Genomic DNA, 16,347 nt, shown 5'->3' on the forward strand with positions numbered 1-16,347 from the left:
CCGAGCAGGGCAGGTGCAAGGAGCCAGGAGGAGCTACGGGGAGGGCGGGGCGGGGCTACGCCGGGTCGGGGAACGTGGCCTTGGTGAAGGCGGTCGCGTAGTCGGGGTACGCGATCGGCGCGCCGACCAGGTCGTAGGGCACGTCCAGGGCGTCCGCGAGTCCCAGGGCGTGCGGGGCGAGGTCCTCGCAGATCCGGTTGAGCAGGCCGGGCAGGGCGTCGGCCTCCTCGGCGGTGAGGAGCCCCTCGGCGAGGTACCAGCCGCTCTGTGCGGAGATCTCGCCGAGCAGGTGCAGGGAGCACACGTCGCGGGCGACGCGGCGCGCCTCGGCGTCGGGCAGCGCGTCGGTCTCGGTGCGGACGAGGTCGGCCAGCAGGCGCAGGGCGTGCGCCTCGGCCATCTGCTCGGCGAGGTCGAAGCGGTCGTTCCAGACGTCGAACTCGGCGAGTCCGTCGGCCCGGGCCTCGCCGAGTTCGGCGACCAGGCGTTCGTGCAGGCGCTGTTCGCGGGCGCCGGTCAGCGCCTGCCACACGGCGGGGTCGCGCAGGTCGCGCTCCTGCGGTGCGGGCAGCTCGGCGGTGGGCGGCTGGTAGTCCAGGCCGAGGGCCATGGTCCAGGCGGCGTTGAGGTAGAGGATCTGGGTGCTCAGGCCGGCGGCGTTGAAGGCGTGGGCGAGGCCCTGGTAGTCCAGGAAGCGGTTCTGCGGGCTGAAGCCGAGGACGCCGGAGGCGGCGCGGCCGGCCGCGGTGACCCGCTCGGCGAGCTGGTCGATGACCGCCTTCAGGGTGAACAGGGTGCGGATCTCGCCGGCGGTGCGTCCGACGGGCTGCGGTCCGGAGACCGACTTGGCGGCCATGCCGGCCAGGTAGGCGGCGGACAGGGCGCCGAAGAGGGTGCGCTGCTGGTTGCGGTAGCGGATCACCGGCATGGGGTCGGCGAAGCCCGCGAAGGTGCCGTTGGTGTAGCGGGCGTGGGCGTGCCGTACGGCGACGGCGGCGCCGGCCCGGGTGACGGCGGCGAGGCCGACGGCGGCCACCTCCCAGACGTACCGGATGAGCCGGGAGGCCTGCCGGGAGCGCAGGGCGGGGTTGCTGAGGGCGTCGGTGAAGGTGCCGTCGTCGGCGATGGTGGCGGAGTCCCGCAGCCAGTAGCGGTAGGGCAGGCGGACGCCCTGGAAGGAGACGGTGGCCCAGTCGAGGGGGAGGATCGGCGCGGAGTCCTGCGGTTCGATGACCACGCCGGGGCAGGGTCCGGCGGCGTCCCGGAGCGGTACGACGAAGCAGAACAGTCCGCGGTCCTCGCCGGCGACGACCAGCTTGGCGGTGACGATGCCGGTGCGGGGTACGCCCGGACAGGCCACGCTGGGCGGGTACTTGACGGCTTCGGGGCCGGGCGTGGTGAGGACGAACTCGCGGGTGTCCGGGTCGAAGACGGCCTCGGTGCGGACGGCGGCGTTGCTGTTGCCGTGGCCGAGCTCGGTCATCAGCAGGGCGCCGACGGTGTCGCCGGAGGCCAGCTGGGCGAGGACGTCGTCGAGGTCGTCGCGGTCGGCGCCGAACTCGAGGATGGCGCCGATCGTGGTGCAGTGGTGCAGGAAGAAGGCGTAGAAGAGCGACGGGTCGGCGAGGGCGATCCACTCCAGCAGCGGGAAGAGCAGGTCACGCTGGTGCAGCAGGGGGGTGCCGGTCTCCAGCCGGTCGTTGATGTACCGCAGCCGCTGGTAGGTGAGCGGGTAGCGGTCCTGGTCGGCCAGGCCGGAGGGCCGGGCGAAGAGGTCGGGCGTGAAGATCTTCTCCAGTCGCGGCAGCGCCTCCCGGTAGGAGTCGCCGTGCACCAGCGAGGACAAGGCTTCGTACGTTGAGGTGCCTGGTTCCATCGTGTTGATTCCCCGTCGCGTCTTCTTCGTCGGTTGTCGGACCAGCTGTGCGGAGTTCGGTATGTGGCTGTCGTCGTACGGCAGTTGGTGCTCGGCCGGCGCGGGTGGCCGGCGGTGTGCCGGAGGGGGCCGTGGGGTGCGTGGACGCGGGGACGCTCTGGCCGCACGGGGGCGGGGCCGGTCGGGACGGCGACCGGTGCACGCGGGTGCGGGTGTCACGGCGGGGCTGCCGGCACGGCAGCGGGTGTTCGAAGGGCGGGTGGCGGACTGAGTGGTGCGGGGCGGGTTCCGGCCCGGGTACTGCGGCCGGGTCCCGCAGGGTGGATCAGTCGTGCGCGTGCAGGGGCTTCCCGGTGCGGGCCGGATGGGCCTCGCCGGGAGTCTCGCTCTGGGTGGGGTGTGCGTGGAGGAAGGAGGCCACGTCGTCGTGCAGCGCTTCCCGGTCGACGGTCGGCCGTGCTTCGCCGATCAGCCCGCCTGCGACGGAAAGAGCTGGATCCTCCGTGCTCCCGGTACGGTCGAGCTCGTCCGGCGCGACCTCAGGCTGGGCGCAGGTGACCCGGGGTACGCCGCCGTCGTCGATCGGCGCGGGGTCGAGGCCCGCGAGGCGCTCGGCGACCAGGATGCCCTCGATGGAGAAAGCCCTTCCCAGCGCCTTCGAGGAGTCCTCGTCCTCGCCGGGCAGCGTGGCGGCCGGGACCGAGTCGGCGGCCAGGGCGATGTGGCGGTCCGTCAGGACCTGATCGACAACGCTGTCCTTGTACGCGGTGACGCCCGGCATGTCCATACCGCCGCGCGCGCTCCGGATGCCCGGCTCGCGGGCGGAGTCGGCCACCGCGGCCGAGCGCAGCGGCGCCGTGGTCGGAATACAGCCACGGTGCAGGCGGGTTCCCCCCACCCGGTCCTGTTCGGCCAGGGCCACCGAAAGCCCCGGTCCGGCGGCGCGCGATGCGGCCGCGTATCCCCCCGATCCAACCCCCAAGATCACCACGTCACACGTGTTCTCCGTGCCGTTGAGCACGTCCCCCGTCCCCCTTGGCTCGCCGTTACAACTCCCGCTCGTCACTTGTCAGTACCGAGCGATGGTTTTCCGTCACAGCTGGTCAATGTCTATCACGCGACCGGACTGGTTGGCTCCTCGGTCGACGTGTCCAACGTCACTTCTGGCGAGTCCGCAGGCGTGAGCGCTCTCTACGCCCCGATCTGGCCGGGTCCCGGCCGGGCGGGTTGCACACCGGAGCCTCACGGGACGAGGATCAGTCCATGTGAGCCAACATTTCGATGTCCTTGTTCTGGGAGCGGGCCCCGGCGGCTACACCGCCGCGGTGCGCAGCGCGCAGCTCGGCCTCTCCACCGCCGTGGTCGAGGAGCGCTACTGGGGTGGTGTCTGCCTCAACGTCGGCTGCATCCCCTCCAAGGCGCTGCTGCGGAACGCCGAGATGGTCCAGTTCGTCACGAACGAGGCCAAGTCCTACGGGATCTCCGTCGGCGGTGACGTCAGCGCCGACTACGGAGCCGCCTATCAGCGCAGCCGCAAGGTCGCCGACGGCCGGGTCAAGGGCGTTCACTATCTGATGAAGAAGAACGCCATCACCCAGTTCGAGGGCCGGGGCGCCTTCACCGACGACCACACCCTGGTGGTGACCCGCCCGGACGGCAGCACCGAGACGGTGACGTTCGGCCACTGCATCCTCGCCGTCGGCGCGAGCCCGCGGCTGCTGCCGGGCACCGCCCTGTCGGACCGCGTGGTCACCTACGAGAGCCAGATCCTCAGCGAGACGCTGCCGGGCAGCATCGTCATCGCCGGCGCGGGCGCGATCGGCGTGGAGTTCGCCTATGTGCTGCGCAGCTACGGCGTGGACGTGACCATCGTCGAGTTCCTCGACCGCATGGTCCCGCTGGAGGACGAGGAGATCTCCAGGGAACTCGCCAAGCACTACCGCAAGCTCGGCATCGAGGTGCTCACCGGCACCGCCGTCGAGACCATCGACGACTCGGGCCCGCGGGTCCGGGTGACCGTCAACACGGGCGGCGAGCGCCGGGTCCTGGAGACGGACAAGGTGCTCCAGGCCATCGGCTTCGCGCCCAACGTGCAGGGCTACGGCCTGGAGAACACCGGTGTCCGGCTCACCGAGCGGGGCGCCGTCGACGTCGACGGCCGCTGCCGCACCAGCGTGCCGCACATCTTCGCCATCGGCGACGTCACCGCCAAGCTGATGCTGGCGCACGCCGCCGAGGCCATGGGCATCGTGGCGGCCGAGACGATCGCCGACGCGGAGACCATGGAGCTGGACTACCCCATGATCCCGCGGGCCACCTACTGCCAGCCGCAGGTGGCCAGCTTCGGCTTCACCGAGGCGCAGGCCCGCGAGCGCGGCTACGACGTGCAGGTGGTCAAGTTCCCCTTCACCGCCAACGGCAAGGCGCACGGCCTGGGCCACCCGGTCGGCTTTGTGAAGATCATCAGCGACGGCACCCACGGGGAGCTGCTCGGCGCCCACCTCATCGGCCCCGAGGTCACCGAGCTGCTGCCGGAGCTGACCCTGGCCCAGCAGTGGGACCTGACGGTCCATGAGATCGCCCGCAACGTGCACGCGCACCCCACGCTGGGCGAGGCGGTCAAGGAGGCCGTTCACGGCCTGGCCGGACACATGATCAACATGTAGCCGGCGCCCCGCTGCGGTGGCGGCCACGGGCCCTCACCGCAGCGGCCGCGTCACGCCCCTGCCAGCGGGTTCGGCAGGGGCAGATAGCGGGCGTCCGCGCCGTCCGCGCCGGTCCAGCGCAGCAGCAGGTTGGTCTTGCCCGGCAGGGTCGGCGCGGCCAGCAGGGCGGGGATCTCGGGCAGGTCGTGCCGGGCCAGTTCGCGGCGGACGGCGGGCCACGGGTCGTAGCCGCCGTGCTGCTCGGCGAGCGCCCCGGCGATCTCCGTGAGGTGGTTGACGACCAGGCAGTACACCAGCCGCTGCCAGCCCGCGGCCCGGGTCACGTCCGGCAGCAGCTTCGCGCCCTCCGCGTCCCGGAACAGCACCTGCACCGGCGTACCGGCCGCGTCGACGGCGACCAGGGTGTTCTGGAGATGGGCCTCGACGACCACCCCGTGACCGTCGAAGGCGGCCAGCGCCGGCGGGACGACCTGGCGCAGATACGCCTCCCACCAGCCGGCCGGGTCCGCGGTGGCGGCCAGCGGGCTGCCCTCGAACCCCTCCGCGAGCCCCGCCGCGAGCAGCGGCACCGCACCGGGCAGCAGATGGCCGCGCAGTCCGTCCCGGACCAGCACGGCCAGCTCCTCGAAGGCGAAGGCGGCCGTGCGGTAGCCGCGGTCGCTCAGCCAGGCCGCGGTGGGCCCGAGCCCGGCCAGGGCCCGCCCGGCGGCCGCGTCGGTACGGCGCAGCCGGGTCAGGTCGTGGCGCCACAGCCGGCGGATGTCGTTGGTGATGCGCACGTCCAGGCTGAACTTCAGAAAGAGGTCGTGCCCGGGCTCGTACACCGTGCGCACCGCCGCGGTCGGCCAGGTGTCGAAGGCGGTGGTGCCGAGCCGGAGCAGCCGGCCGTCGGCGAAGGCGGGGGCGAGGTCGCGGCCGACCAGGTCGAGCTGCCAGGGGTGGGCGGGCAGCAGCCGGTATCCGGGCGGGGCGGTGCCGAGCGCGTCCAGGGCACGGGTGTCGCCCTCCTCGGCGACCTGGTCCTCGCGGACGCCGAGCAGCACCAGCGGGAAGCGGGCGTGCGCCTCCGGGGCGTACGGCAGCCAGGACGCGACCGGGCCGCCGCCGCGCGCCTTGGGCGCCGGATGGCAGGGATGCCCGGTGATCAGCGACTGCTCGGAGCGCAGGTACGGGTCCGCGGGCGGGGTCGCCCGGTCCCGGGCGGCGAGCAGGGCGGCGACCGCGTTCCGGCTGTCGATCATCTCGGCGGGCAGGTCGCCGCCCGGCAGGCCGGTGTGCCGGCGCAGCTCCTCGGCGACCAGTTTCACCAGTTCGGTGTGGCCGACCGGGTGCCAGGCCCCGGCGGTGTACACCTCGGGATCGGCGGGGCGCCGCCGGCCGCGCACCCGCAGCAGCCGGCCGCTGCCGGGCAGCCGGTGCACCGGTTGCCCGTCCGGGCCCACGGCCGGCTGGGCCACCTCGCGCAGCAGGCAGTTGAGCAGGGGCGCGGCGGCGTAGGCGTCGGCGCGGCGGCCGGCCGCGACAGTGGGGGGTGTGCGGTCCACGCGTTCCACGCGATCCATTCGTCGTTCTCGGTGTCGTTCGGTACGGGGCCGGCGGGCGGGGCGCCGTGGGCCGTCGCGCTCAGTATCTCCGGCGTCCGGGACAATCGTGACGCACGGTCCGTGCACCGCGGCCGTGCGTCATGCACCCTGCCCCTGTCCGTGTACCCGAGGAGACCGCCGTGCACCGTCCGCACCCCGGCAGCGAGGCCGAGGTCGCCGAGGAGCTGGCCGTCGTACGGCCCGCCCTGCTGCCCCGGTACCGGGAGGAGCTGCCCGGCGCCCGGGCCGCCGTGCTGACCCGGCTGTGGCGGGCGCTCGCCCATGAACCGCTGCCGTGGCTGGCCGGCCGGGTGCGCGGGACGCACTCCCTGGCGCTGCGGCTCGCCGACGGCCGGACCCTGTACGGGCCGCACCCGGACCCGTACGCCACCAGCGCCTATGTCACCGGTGTCCGGATCGGCCGCGAGCGGTACGCGGACCCGGCCGCCCTGATGACCGCGCTCGGGATGCCGCACGGGTCCGCCTTCGCCGCCGACCTCGCGCACAGCACCGCGTCGTTGGCGCTGTCCCGGGCGGCCGCGGATCACCCGAAGGAGTGGCCGGAGCACGACTGGGAGTGGGAGCAGCGGGTGGTCGACGGGCACCCGTTCCACCCCAACTGCCGGGCCCGGCCCGGCTTCTCGGTGGCCGACCAGCTGGCGTACGCCCCGGAGCACCGGCCGGTGGTGGAGCTGGGCACGGTGCCGGTCCCCGCGGACGAGTGCCTGCTCACCGGTGAGTGGCCGGCGGAACTCCGCAACGGGGAACGCCTGTTGATCCCGGTGCACCCCTGGCAGGCGGCGCACGCCCTCGACCGGCCGGTCGCCCGGTGGCGCCCGGCGCACCCCCTGATGTCGCTGCGCACGCTCGCGCTGCCCGGCGGCCCGCATGTGAAGACCGCGCTGAGCGCGCGGCTGACGTCCTCGGTGCGGACCATCTCGCCGTACTCGGTGGCGGCCGCCGCGCCGCTGGCGGCGCTGGCCGAGGAGCTGACCGCGCGCACGGACGGGCTGCTGCACATCACCCGCACCCTGGGCGCGGTCACGGCCCACTCCCCCGAGCTGGCCGCGCTGCTGCGGGAGCCGCCGGAGGTGTACGCCGGCCCCGGCGAACGCGTCCTGCCGGTGGCCGCGCTGGCCGGCACCGGGCTGCCCGGCTCCCCCGACTGGCTCGCCGGGTTCGCCCGGCTGGCGCTCACGGTGGGCCTGCGCCTGCTCGACCTCGGCGTGGCCCTGGAGGCGCACGGCCAGAACCTCCTGGTGGTGCTCGCGGCGGACGGCACCCCACTGCGCCTGGTCTACCGCGACCTGGCCGACATCCGGGTCAGCCCCGCCCGGCTGGCCCGGCACGGCATCGCCCCGCCGCGGCTCGGCGGCCGTCTGGTCACCGACGACGAAACGGCCCTGCGGCGCAAGCTGTTCGGGTCCCTGGTGGCGGGCGCCCTGGCCGGTACGGCGGGCTCCGGGCCCGCCCTGGGTGCGGCGCTCGGGGCCGTCGTACCGGACCTGCCGGACACCGCCGACCTGGCGGCCCTGCGCCGGGCGCCGCTGCCCGCCAAGGCGCTGACGCTGATGCGGCTGTCCCCGGACACACCCGGTGACCAGTGGGCGTTGCTGCCCAACCCGCTCGTTTTGGAGCCCGGCCCGTCTGATCAATAAGATCCGGCGATGATCAGAAGACAACGGCTGGCGGCGGGAGTCTGCGCTCTGCTCGCCGCCCTGGCGGCCGGGATCGCGTTCCCCGGCGGGGCTGTGGCCGACGAGACGGACCAGACCGCGCCGAAGGTCGAACTCGTCCTGGACGTCAGCGGTTCCATGCGCGCCCGGGACATCGACGGCGGCTCCCGGATGGCCGCGGCGAAGCAGGCGTTCAACGAGGTGCTGGACGCGACCCCGCAGGAGGTCCAGCTCGGCATCCGCACCCTGGGCGCCAACTACCGAGGCAACGACCGCCAGGAGGGCTGCAAGGACACCGCGCAGCTGTATCCGGTCGGCCCGCTGAACCGGACCGACGCGAAGACGGCGGTGGCCACCCTCCAGCCGACCGGCTGGACGCCGATCGGGCCCGCCCTGCTGAAGGCGGCCAACGATCTCGACGGGGGCAGCGGAACCCGCCGTATCGTCCTGATCAGTGACGGTGAGGACACCTGCGCGCCGCTCGACCCGTGCGAGGTGGCCCGGGAGATCGCGGCCAAGGGCATCGGGCTCACCATCGACACCCTCGGTCTGGTGCCGGACGCCAAGACCCGCGACCAGCTCAGCTGTATCGCGGACGCCACCGGCGGCACCTACACCGATGTGCGGCACCGGGAGGAACTGAGCGACCGGGTCAACCAGTTGGTGGACCGGGCCGCCGATCCGGTGGTCACCCCGGTGGCCACCGAGGGCGCGGCCCAGTGCACGGCCGCGCCGACGCTGAAGTCGGGGCTGTACACCGACCGCGAGCAGTTCGGGCAGCAGCGCTGGTACAAGGTCTCCGTCGAGCCGGGCCAGGAGCTGCGCGCCTCGGTGAGCGTGGCCGACGACCGGGCCGTCAACCCCGACTACGGGGTGCTGCTGCGGGCGGTGACGCTGCACGGCCGTGAGATAGTGCGCGGCGAGGCGGCGGGCACCGGCCGTACGGACGTGATCTCCACCGGGCTGCGCTACCCGAAGCCGGAGAGCGACGACGACAACGCGACCGCCGAGACCGTGTGCCTCCAGGTCACCCACTCCTTCTCGGCCGCGGCCGGCGTGAAGACCACGCCGGGTCTGCCGCTGGAGCTGACGGTGGACGTGGTGGACGGCCCGTCGGGCCACCACGACGTGGCGTCCTTCGGGCTCGGCCGCGGCTGGTGGCTGCTCGGCGCACTGGTGCTGTTCGGCTTCCTCGCGGGGCTGCTGTGGGGCTGGCTGTCGCGTTGGCGGGTCGCCGTCTGGAGGACGAACTGATGCGGATCACACGAGCGTTGGGCGCCGCGCTGCTGGCGCTGGGACTGGCCGCGGGTCCGGCCGCCGCCGACTCCCCCTCCCCGTCCCCGAGCGCCTCCGGTGACGGCCAGGCGCCCACCCGGGCGGGCACCTCCTTCCGTACCGCCACCGAGATCGAGCAGGGACAGCAGGCCACCGCGTCCGGCTCCACCGGTGACTACCTGTACTGGTCGTTCCCGGCCGACAGCGGTCAGCGGCCGACCGTCAAGGCGACGGTGAAGCTGCCGCAGACGCACGGCACCGAGACCTGGCAGCTCGATGTGTACGACGGGCTGCGGCGCCGCCAGGCCTGCCAGTACGGCGCGTCCACCCGCGCCGCGCAGGGCCCGGGCACGGTGCAGCTGGCCTGTGTGCTGCGTACCGTGCGCGGCTGGTCCGAGGCGTGGGCGAACGACCCGCTGCCCGGCACGTACTACGTCCGGCTGACGGTGGTGGACCTCGGCAACGCCGACCTCGGTCTGCCGGTGAGCGCCGAGGTGCGGGTGGACTCCAAGGACATCGGCGGCGCGGCCGCGGTGGACGGCTCGCTGGGCAAGCCGCTGGTCCCCGGGATCGCGGTCGCGTCCAAGGCCGACGGCAAGGGTTCCGGGAAGACCGCGGTGCTGTCCAGCTTCGGCTCCCACGACGGCTGGTCGTCGGGCTGGTGGACCGACCGCTGGGTGTGGACGGGGATCGGCGCCGCGCTGGCGGCACTGGCCGGCATCGGCGGCTACACCCTGACCCGGGGCTCGGGCCGCCCCTCCCGCGTCCCCCCGAGCGCCTGACCCGAACGCCCGACCCGACGTCTGTTCAGAAGGCCCGCCGCGAGGCGGGCCTTCGCCTTTCCCGGTCACCCGCGCGCCTCGGGTGCGGGGGCTCAACCGCTGTGCAGCGCCTTGGCGAGGGAGCCGGTGCCGGTCACCTGAAGCCGGCCGGTGCGGGCGGCGGCCGGGAGGGTCGTCTCGCCGCGGGCCAGCGCCTCGCAGGTCTCCGCGTCCAGGGTGAGCCGCGCGTCGGGCTCGGCGGGGGCGGGGCCGTCGCCGTACACCGGGCCCTCGTCCGTGCCGAGGCGGAGGTGGAAGGTGCCCTCGTCCAGGCGGACCTCGACAAGGCCCTCGCCCTCCAGGGCGCGCAGCAGCGGCAGGGCGAACCAGTGGGCGCGGACGGCGTCGGTGGGGCGCCGCTCGCCCAGTTCCCGCTCGCCCCAGGTGCCCAGCGCCTGGAGGACCGGCAGCAGCTCACGGCCGCGGTCGGTGAGTTCGTAGACGTAGGCCGCGCCCGGCGGGGGCAGCCGGCGCCGGGTGGCCAGCCCGTCGCGCTCCATGTCCTTCAGCCGGGAGGCGAGTACGTCCGTGCTCACGCCGGGCAGGTCCGCGTGCAGGTCCGTGTAGCGGCGCGGACCCGCCAGCAGCTCCCGGACGATCAGCAGGGTCCAGCGGTCGCCGACCAGGTCGAGCGCACGGGCTGCGGAACAGTACTGGTCGTAGCTTCGGCGTGGTGACATGCGACGCAGTCTAGACAACTTGTTGGACTTTCCAAGCTCGAACTTGGTAAAACCAAGCACCACGAGTTTCCGGAGGGGCGCATGGAGTTCCGGCAGTCGAACAAGCTCAGCGAGGTCTGCTACGAGATCCGCGGTCCGGTGATCGAGCACGCGGACGCGCTGGAGAAGGCGGGCCACAGCGTGCTGCGCCTGAACACCGGCAACCCCGCGGCCTTCGGCTTCGAGGCGCCGGAGGAGATCCTCCAGGACATGATCCGGATGCTGCCGCAGGCGCACGGCTACACCGACTCGCGCGGCGTCCTCTCCGCCCGCCGCGCGGTCGCCCAGCGCTACCAGACCCTGGGCCTGGAGGTCGGGGTCGACGACGTCTTCCTCGGCAACGGCGTCTCCGAGCTGGTCTCCATGGCCGTACAGGCGCTGGTCGAGGACGGCGACGAGATCCTCATCCCGGCGCCGGACTTCCCGCTGTGGACGGCCGTCACGACGCTCGCCGGCGGCAAGGCGGTGCACTACCTCTGCGACGAGCAGGCCGACTGGACCCCCGACCTCGCCGACATGGCCGCGAAGATCACGGACCGCACCAAGGCCGTGGTCATCATCAACCCGAACAACCCCACGGGCGCGGTCTACCCCAAGGAGGTCGTGGAGGGCATCCTCGACCTCGCCCGCCGGCACGGCCTGATGGTGTTCGCCGACGAGATCTACGACCAGATCCTGTACGACGACGCCGTCCACCACTCGGCCGCCGCGCTCGCCCCCGACCTGGTCGTGCTCACCTTCTGCGGCCTGTCGAAGACCTACCGGGTGGCCGGCTTCCGCTCCGGCTGGCTGGTGGTGACCGGCCCGCGGCAGCACGCCAAGGACTACCTGGAGGGCCTGACCATGCTGGCCTCCATGCGGCTGTGCGCCAACGCCCCCGCGCAGTACGCCATCCAGGCCGCGCTCGGCGGCCGCCAGTCCATCCGCGAACTGACGCTGCCCGGCGGGCGGTTGCACGAGCAGCGGAACGTGGCCTGGGAGAAGCTCAACGAGATCCCCGGCGTGTCCTGTGTGAAGCCCAAGGGCGCCCTGTACGCCTTCCCGCGCATCGACCCCAAGGTGCACCCGATCCACGACGACGAGAAGTTCGTCCTGGACCTGCTGCTGCGCGAGAAGATCCAGGTGGTCCAGGGCACCGGCTTCAACTGGCCCTCCCCCGACCACTTCCGCATCCTCACCCTGCCGCACGCCGAGGACCTGGAGGCGGCCATCGGCCGGATCGGGCGCTTCCTCGGCGGATATCGGCAGTAGCCCGCTCCCGGTTTCCCTGCGTTCGCGCATCCGTGCGAAGATCTGCCCGCACGACCGGGGGGCTTTTGCACGGGCAGGCGCCGACAGGCTCCCGGTGCCGCGCCCGACCAGCGCCGCACCGCCGAGCCCCGTTCCCCCCGGACCGGTCGGTCAGATCAGGGGGCACCGTTGTTCACGTACCGAATACGCCGGACGTCCGTCGCCGTGCTGTGCGCGGCGGCGCTCACCGGCGCCGCCACCCCGGACGCGCAGGCGGGGACGGCCCCGCCGCCCCGGCCCGGCGCCGGACAGGAGGCCCGGGACGCCGCGCGGTTCTGGACGGCGCAGCGCATGGCGGACGCCGCGCCGCTGGACGGGGGCCGGGCGGCCCCGGGCGGCAGCGGACCCTCGGTCGCGGCGACGGGCCGCCCGCAGGGCACCCCGTTCAAGGGGACCCGCCTGGTGGGCACCTTCTTCGGCTCCGACGGACCGGACGGGACCACCTGGCACTGCACCGGCAGCGTGATCGACACCACCGCGCGGAACATCGTCCTCACCGCCGCCCACTGCGCGCTGAGCATGAAGGGCGACTACATCTTCGTCCCGCAGTTCGTGCAGGGCGCCGGCCCCGACCAGCAGCCGTACGGCATCTTCCACATCCAGCACGTCTACATCGACCCCCGCTATGTGCCCGACAAGGGGTCCACCACCACCAAGAAGGCCGCGTCCGACCTGGACACCGCGTTCGCCCGGGTGTCGGCCAACCAGCGCGGCCAGAGCCTCCAGGACGCGGTGGGCGGCGGCCTCACCTTCACCCGGCCGCGCGGCTACACGCAGAAGAACGTCACCGTCGTCGGCTACCCGTCGTACAGCCACAACAGCGCGGGACGCGCCGTCAAGTGCACCGTGCCGACGAAGCAGCTGCCCGGCTACCGGCAGCTCGCCATGGTCTGCGGCGGCTACTACGGCGGAGTGTCCGGCAGCCCCTGGATCACCGACTACCAGGACGACGGCCGCACCGGCCACGTCATCGGCAACCTCGGCGGCTACAACGGCGGCGGCAACGACGCGAACGTCGACTACATCAGCTACGCCCCGGCGTTCGGCGACGCCGCCGCCCAGCTCCTCGCGGACGCGGTGGCCGGCCAGGACCCGCCCGCCGGGCTGCCGGCGTACCACGGGCTGCTGCTGCCCGGCGGCGCGTCCCGCTGGCGCACGGCCTCGCTGATGGCCTCCGCCGACTACACCGGCGACGGCTTCGGCGACGTCCTCGTCGTCTGGGCCGACGGCGGGATCACCCTGTTCCCCGGGGACGGTCAGGGCGGGTTCGCCGCCGAGCGGCGGGTGGCCAAGGCCAACACCACCTGGACCCACGCCCGGAGCATCACCGGCGGTCTCTTCGGCGCCAGCCGGCCGGGGCTCCTGGTGCGCTGGTCCGACGGCGAGGTCACCCTCTACCCGGATCTCGGCCCCTCCGGGGTGGGCCGGGAGGTGCAGATGGCCAAGCCCAACTCCGACTGGAAGAACGCCGTCCAGCTCACCGCCGGACAGTTCCACGGTGCCAAGGGCGCCACCGACCTGCTGGTCCGCCGGTCCGACGGCAGCCTGGTGCTGTACACCGGGATCCGCTCCGGCTCCTTCGGCACCGGCAAGCGGCTCCTCGGCGCGAACGGCACCTGGACCAAGGCCGCGCTGCTGAGCGGCGGTGCCTTCGGCGGCCGGGCCGGCGCCGATGTGCTCGTCCGCTGGACCGACGGCTCGCTCGACAGCTACGCCGGGGTCTCGGCCACCGGGCTCGGCACCCGGACCCGGCTGCGCGGCCCCAACACCACCTGGCAGCACGCCCAGGTGATGGCCGCCGGCGACCTCACCTCCGACCACACCGGCAACGACCTGCTCGTGCGCTGGTCCGACGGCGAGACCACGCTGTACGCGGAGACCGGCGCCACCTCCCTCGGCACGGAGAACACGCTGGTCGCGCCGCCGAGCAGCTGACCGGCCACCGACCACATCGACGCCACCGAAGGGGGAACCATGCGAGCGACGACCCGGCTGACCGGCGCCCTCACCGCACTCACCACCGGCCTGCTGCTGACGGCCTGCGGGACGAGCGCCACGGTCTCGACCACCCCGAGCACCACCCTGACCGCCGAGCCGGCCACGCCTCTGCGGGCGTGCCGGACCGCCGCGCTGACCTGGACCCTGACCGTCCTCGGCAGCGCCGGCCCGGGCCGGGCCCGGCTGACCGCCGTCAACCAGGGCTCCACCCCCTGTGAGTTCCACGGCTACCCGGCGCTGGAGATCCACAACGGCAAGGCGGACAGCATCGAGGGCGCCGGGCACGGCGGCGGCAACGCCCTCACCCTGCCCGAGCGCGCGCGGCGGACGGTGACCGTCGACCTGCGCTACACGCGCCGCGGGACGAAGGGCGCGGACGACTGGTGCGTACGGCAGAGCGAGGCGGTGGTCCGGGCCCCGCACGACTCCGGCGCCGCCACCGTGCCGGTGACGGACACCCGGCACCGGTCCGCCTCGATCGACGCCTGCGGACAGACCCTGGCCATGGCACCGCCGCGGCTCACCCCGGCCGGCTCCTGACCCCGGCCGGGGCGGCCGCCCGCCGTCCCGGGAATGCCCCGGGTACCGGCCCGTGTTGGTGATCTCCGTGACTGATCACCGACAGGGGGAACAGATGCCGATCGACGTGCACGGGACGGTGGCCGAGGGGTTCGAGGGCGTCCGCGAGGAGTTCGCGGCGGTCCTCGCCGAGCAGCGGGACGACCCGGGGGCCCAGCTCGCGGTGTACTGGCACGGGCGCCGCGTGGTGGACCTGTGGGGCGGCGACGGCGTCGACGGGGACACCCTGACGACTCTGTACTCCATCGCCAAGGGCGCCGCCCACCTGGTCGTGGCGCTGCTGGTGCAGGAGGGGGTGCTCGACCTGGACCGGGAAGTCGCCGCGTACTGGCCGGAGTTCGGCGCCGAGGGCAAGGACCGGCTGACCCTCGGGCAGCTGCTGGAGCACCGGGCCGGACTGGTCGGTGACGCCGAACAGCCCTTCACCGTCGAGGAACTGGCCGACGACCGGCTCGTCGCGGCGCGGCTCGCGGGCCGCCGGCCGCTGTGGGAGCCGGGCACCAAATGGGGCTACCACGCCTTCGTCATCGGCGCGCTCACCGGCGAGGTGGTGCGCCGGGCGACCGGCCGGACGCTCCAGGAGGTGTACGAGGAGCGGATCCGGGCGCCGTACGGCCTCGACCTGCACCTCGGGCTGCCGGCGGACCTCGAGCCGCGCTGGGCGGAGGTCCAGCCGCTGCGGCCGACTCCGCAGGAGGCCGAGCTGCTGAAGGCGCGGGCCATGGCCCCGGACAGCTTCCGGGGCATCGCCTTCAACGCGCACGGGCCCGAGCCGACCGACCTGGTGGCCTTCGGCAACCACCCCCGGGTGCGGGCCCTCGGACCGGCGTCCTCCGGTGTGGTGGGCAACGCGCGCGGGACCGCCGGGCTGTACGCGGCCGCCGTCGACGGGCTGGCCGGCAGGCCGGCGCTGCTCACCCCCGACACCGTGGCCCTGTTCGGCGCGCTGCGCACGCCCGGCGGCCCCGACCTGGTGACCGGCTCCGAGGACCACTTCGCGCTCGGCTTCGAGCATGTCGCCGGGCTCTACCCGCACCTCGGCAAGGGCACCTTCGGGCACAGCGGCGCGACCGGCTCGCTCGGCTTCGCCGACCCGGACAGCGGGATCGCGTACGGCTACACCCGGCGCCGGTTCGCCTTCCCCTCCGGGGTGGGCGCGGCGGTGGAGAACGGCCGTCTGGCGCAGTCCGTCCTGCGGGCCGCGGGGGCCCTGTGACACGGTGCTGACAGGCGAGCGGAAAGGGCGCGGACGTGGGTGACCTCCTTCTCGTCCGGCACGGTGAGACCGAGTGGTCACGGTCCGGACGGCACACCGGCCGGACCGACGTGCCGCTCACCGAGCACGGCCGGGAGGAGGCGCGCCGGCTGGTGCCGCTGGTCCGCTCGCACCGGATCGGCGCCGCGTTCGTCAGCCCGCTGCAACGGGCCCGGGAGACCGCCGAGCTGATCGGCATCCCGGACGCGCGCGTCGACGCCGACCTGTGCGAGTGGGACTACGGCGGGTACGAGGGGGTCACCACCATGGAGATCCAGCGCGACCGGCCGGGCTGGTTCCTCTTCACGGACGGGGTCGCGCCGGGGCCGCCGGAGCATCCGGGTGAGACACCGGAACAGGTCGGGGAGCGCGCCGACCGGATGCTCGCCAAGGCCGACGCCGCCCTCGCCAACACGGAGGGGGTCGTGGTGCTGATCGCCCACGGCCACTTCCTGCGGGTGCTCACCGCCCGCCGGCTGGGCCTGCCGCCCGGGCACGGGGCGCTGTTCCAGCTGGCCACGGGGGCGCTGTGCCGCCTGGGCACGGAACACGCCCGTCCGGTGATCGCGGGCTGGAACATCCGTCCGCCCGGCTGACCCGTCGGCCGGC

At 73.8% G+C, this 16,347-nt stretch carries 13 protein-coding genes; 9 read left to right on the top strand and 4 right to left on the bottom strand.

The window, feature by feature from the left end:
• Positions 1-55: 55 nt before the first annotated feature.
• On the bottom strand, positions 56-1,846 hold the full coding sequence (locus tag ACZ5CZ_RS07165; RefSeq protein WP_468939962.1) for an acyl-CoA dehydrogenase: 1,791 nt from the start codon (positions 1,844-1,846) through the stop codon (positions 56-58).
• Positions 1,847-2,201: 355 nt separating this feature from the next.
• Positions 2,202-2,897 (bottom strand): FAD-dependent oxidoreductase, encoded by a 696-nt coding sequence (locus ACZ5CZ_RS07170; RefSeq protein WP_468939965.1) that lies wholly within the window; start codon positions 2,895-2,897, stop codon positions 2,202-2,204.
• A 244-nt stretch (positions 2,898-3,141) separates the two neighbouring features.
• On the opposite strand from ACZ5CZ_RS07170, the gene lpdA reads away from it, so the two are divergent.
• Complete coding sequence (gene lpdA, locus ACZ5CZ_RS07175; RefSeq protein WP_385840820.1) at positions 3,142-4,542, top strand: dihydrolipoyl dehydrogenase; 1,401 nt, start codon at positions 3,142-3,144, stop codon at positions 4,540-4,542.
• Between the two features lie 50 nt (positions 4,543-4,592).
• Here lpdA and ACZ5CZ_RS07180 read toward each other — a convergent pair whose 3' ends face one another.
• Positions 4,593-6,104 (bottom strand): IucA/IucC family protein, encoded by a 1,512-nt coding sequence (locus tag ACZ5CZ_RS07180; RefSeq protein WP_468939969.1) that lies wholly within the window; start codon positions 6,102-6,104, stop codon positions 4,593-4,595.
• 161 nt (positions 6,105-6,265) lie between these two features.
• Between ACZ5CZ_RS07180 and ACZ5CZ_RS07185 the strand changes: the two genes are divergently transcribed.
• From ACZ5CZ_RS07185 to ACZ5CZ_RS07195, 3 genes are read left to right on the top strand one after another with little or no spacing between them, the layout of a single operon-like run.
• A complete protein-coding gene (locus tag ACZ5CZ_RS07185; protein WP_468939972.1) occupies positions 6,266-7,783 on the top strand; it encodes an IucA/IucC family protein in 1,518 nt (505 codons plus the stop codon).
• A gap of 9 nt (positions 7,784-7,792) precedes the next feature.
• Positions 7,793-9,055, top strand: coding sequence for a VWA domain-containing protein (locus ACZ5CZ_RS07190; RefSeq protein WP_385840817.1), 1,263 nt, complete (start codon positions 7,793-7,795; stop codon positions 9,053-9,055).
• Entirely contained in the window at positions 9,055-9,858 is an 804-nt protein-coding gene (locus ACZ5CZ_RS07195) for a hypothetical protein (RefSeq protein WP_468939975.1), read from the top strand. The genes ACZ5CZ_RS07190 and ACZ5CZ_RS07195 overlap by 1 nt, the downstream gene beginning before the upstream one ends.
• 92 nt (positions 9,859-9,950) lie before the next feature.
• On the opposite strand, the gene ACZ5CZ_RS07200 is transcribed toward ACZ5CZ_RS07195, so the two are convergent.
• The gene (locus ACZ5CZ_RS07200; protein ID WP_468939978.1) at positions 9,951-10,577 is read right to left on the bottom strand and encodes a winged helix-turn-helix transcriptional regulator; all 627 of its coding nucleotides are present in this window, start codon (positions 10,575-10,577) and stop codon (positions 9,951-9,953) included.
• A gap of 81 nt (positions 10,578-10,658) precedes the next feature.
• On the opposite strand from ACZ5CZ_RS07200, the gene ACZ5CZ_RS07205 reads away from it, so the two are divergent.
• The 5 genes from ACZ5CZ_RS07205 (at position 10,659) to ACZ5CZ_RS07225 (ending at position 16,334) form a co-directional block, all read left to right on the top strand.
• Positions 10,659-11,867 carry a pyridoxal phosphate-dependent aminotransferase gene (locus ACZ5CZ_RS07205; protein ID WP_450787676.1) on the top strand — a complete coding sequence of 403 codons (1,209 nt, stop codon included), beginning with the start codon at positions 10,659-10,661 and terminating at the stop codon, positions 11,865-11,867.
• Between the two features lie 168 nt (positions 11,868-12,035).
• On the top strand, positions 12,036-13,841 hold the full coding sequence (locus ACZ5CZ_RS07210) for a trypsin-like serine peptidase (RefSeq protein ID WP_468939982.1): 1,806 nt from the start codon (positions 12,036-12,038) through the stop codon (positions 13,839-13,841).
• 39 nt (positions 13,842-13,880) lie between these two features.
• Positions 13,881-14,444, top strand: coding sequence for a DUF4232 domain-containing protein (locus tag ACZ5CZ_RS07215; RefSeq protein ID WP_385840811.1), 564 nt, complete (start codon positions 13,881-13,883; stop codon positions 14,442-14,444).
• Positions 14,445-14,538: 94 nt separating this feature from the next.
• On the top strand, positions 14,539-15,699 hold the full coding sequence (locus ACZ5CZ_RS07220) for a serine hydrolase domain-containing protein (protein WP_385840810.1): 1,161 nt from the start codon (positions 14,539-14,541) through the stop codon (positions 15,697-15,699).
• A 35-nt stretch (positions 15,700-15,734) separates the two neighbouring features.
• Entirely contained in the window at positions 15,735-16,334 is a 600-nt protein-coding gene (locus ACZ5CZ_RS07225; RefSeq protein WP_385840808.1) for a histidine phosphatase family protein, read from the top strand.
• Positions 16,335-16,347 lie beyond the last annotated feature (13 nt).

It is taken from the genome of Streptomyces sp. NPDC031418, assembly GCF_055581605.1.

What these genes read in the sequence shown, in the direction of transcription:
- ACZ5CZ_RS07205 (WP_450787676.1), top strand. Translation starts at nt 10,659, where the DNA reads ATGGAGTTCCGGCAGTCGAACAAGCTCAGCGAGGTCTGCTACGAGATC.
- ACZ5CZ_RS07220 (WP_385840810.1), top strand. Translation starts at nt 14,539, where the DNA reads ATGCCGATCGACGTGCACGGGACGGTGGCCGAGGGGTTCGAGGGCGTC.
- ACZ5CZ_RS07195 (WP_468939975.1), top strand. Translation starts at nt 9,055, where the DNA reads ATGCGGATCACACGAGCGTTGGGCGCCGCGCTGCTGGCGCTGGGACTG.
- ACZ5CZ_RS07215 (WP_385840811.1), top strand. Translation starts at nt 13,881, where the DNA reads ATGCGAGCGACGACCCGGCTGACCGGCGCCCTCACCGCACTCACCACC.
- ACZ5CZ_RS07180 (WP_468939969.1), bottom strand. Translation starts at nt 6,104, where the DNA reads ATGGATCGCGTGGAACGCGTGGACCGCACACCCCCCACTGTCGCGGCC.
- ACZ5CZ_RS07190 (WP_385840817.1), top strand. Translation starts at nt 7,793, where the DNA reads ATGATCAGAAGACAACGGCTGGCGGCGGGAGTCTGCGCTCTGCTCGCC.
- ACZ5CZ_RS07200 (WP_468939978.1), bottom strand. Translation starts at nt 10,577, where the DNA reads ATGTCACCACGCCGAAGCTACGACCAGTACTGTTCCGCAGCCCGTGCG.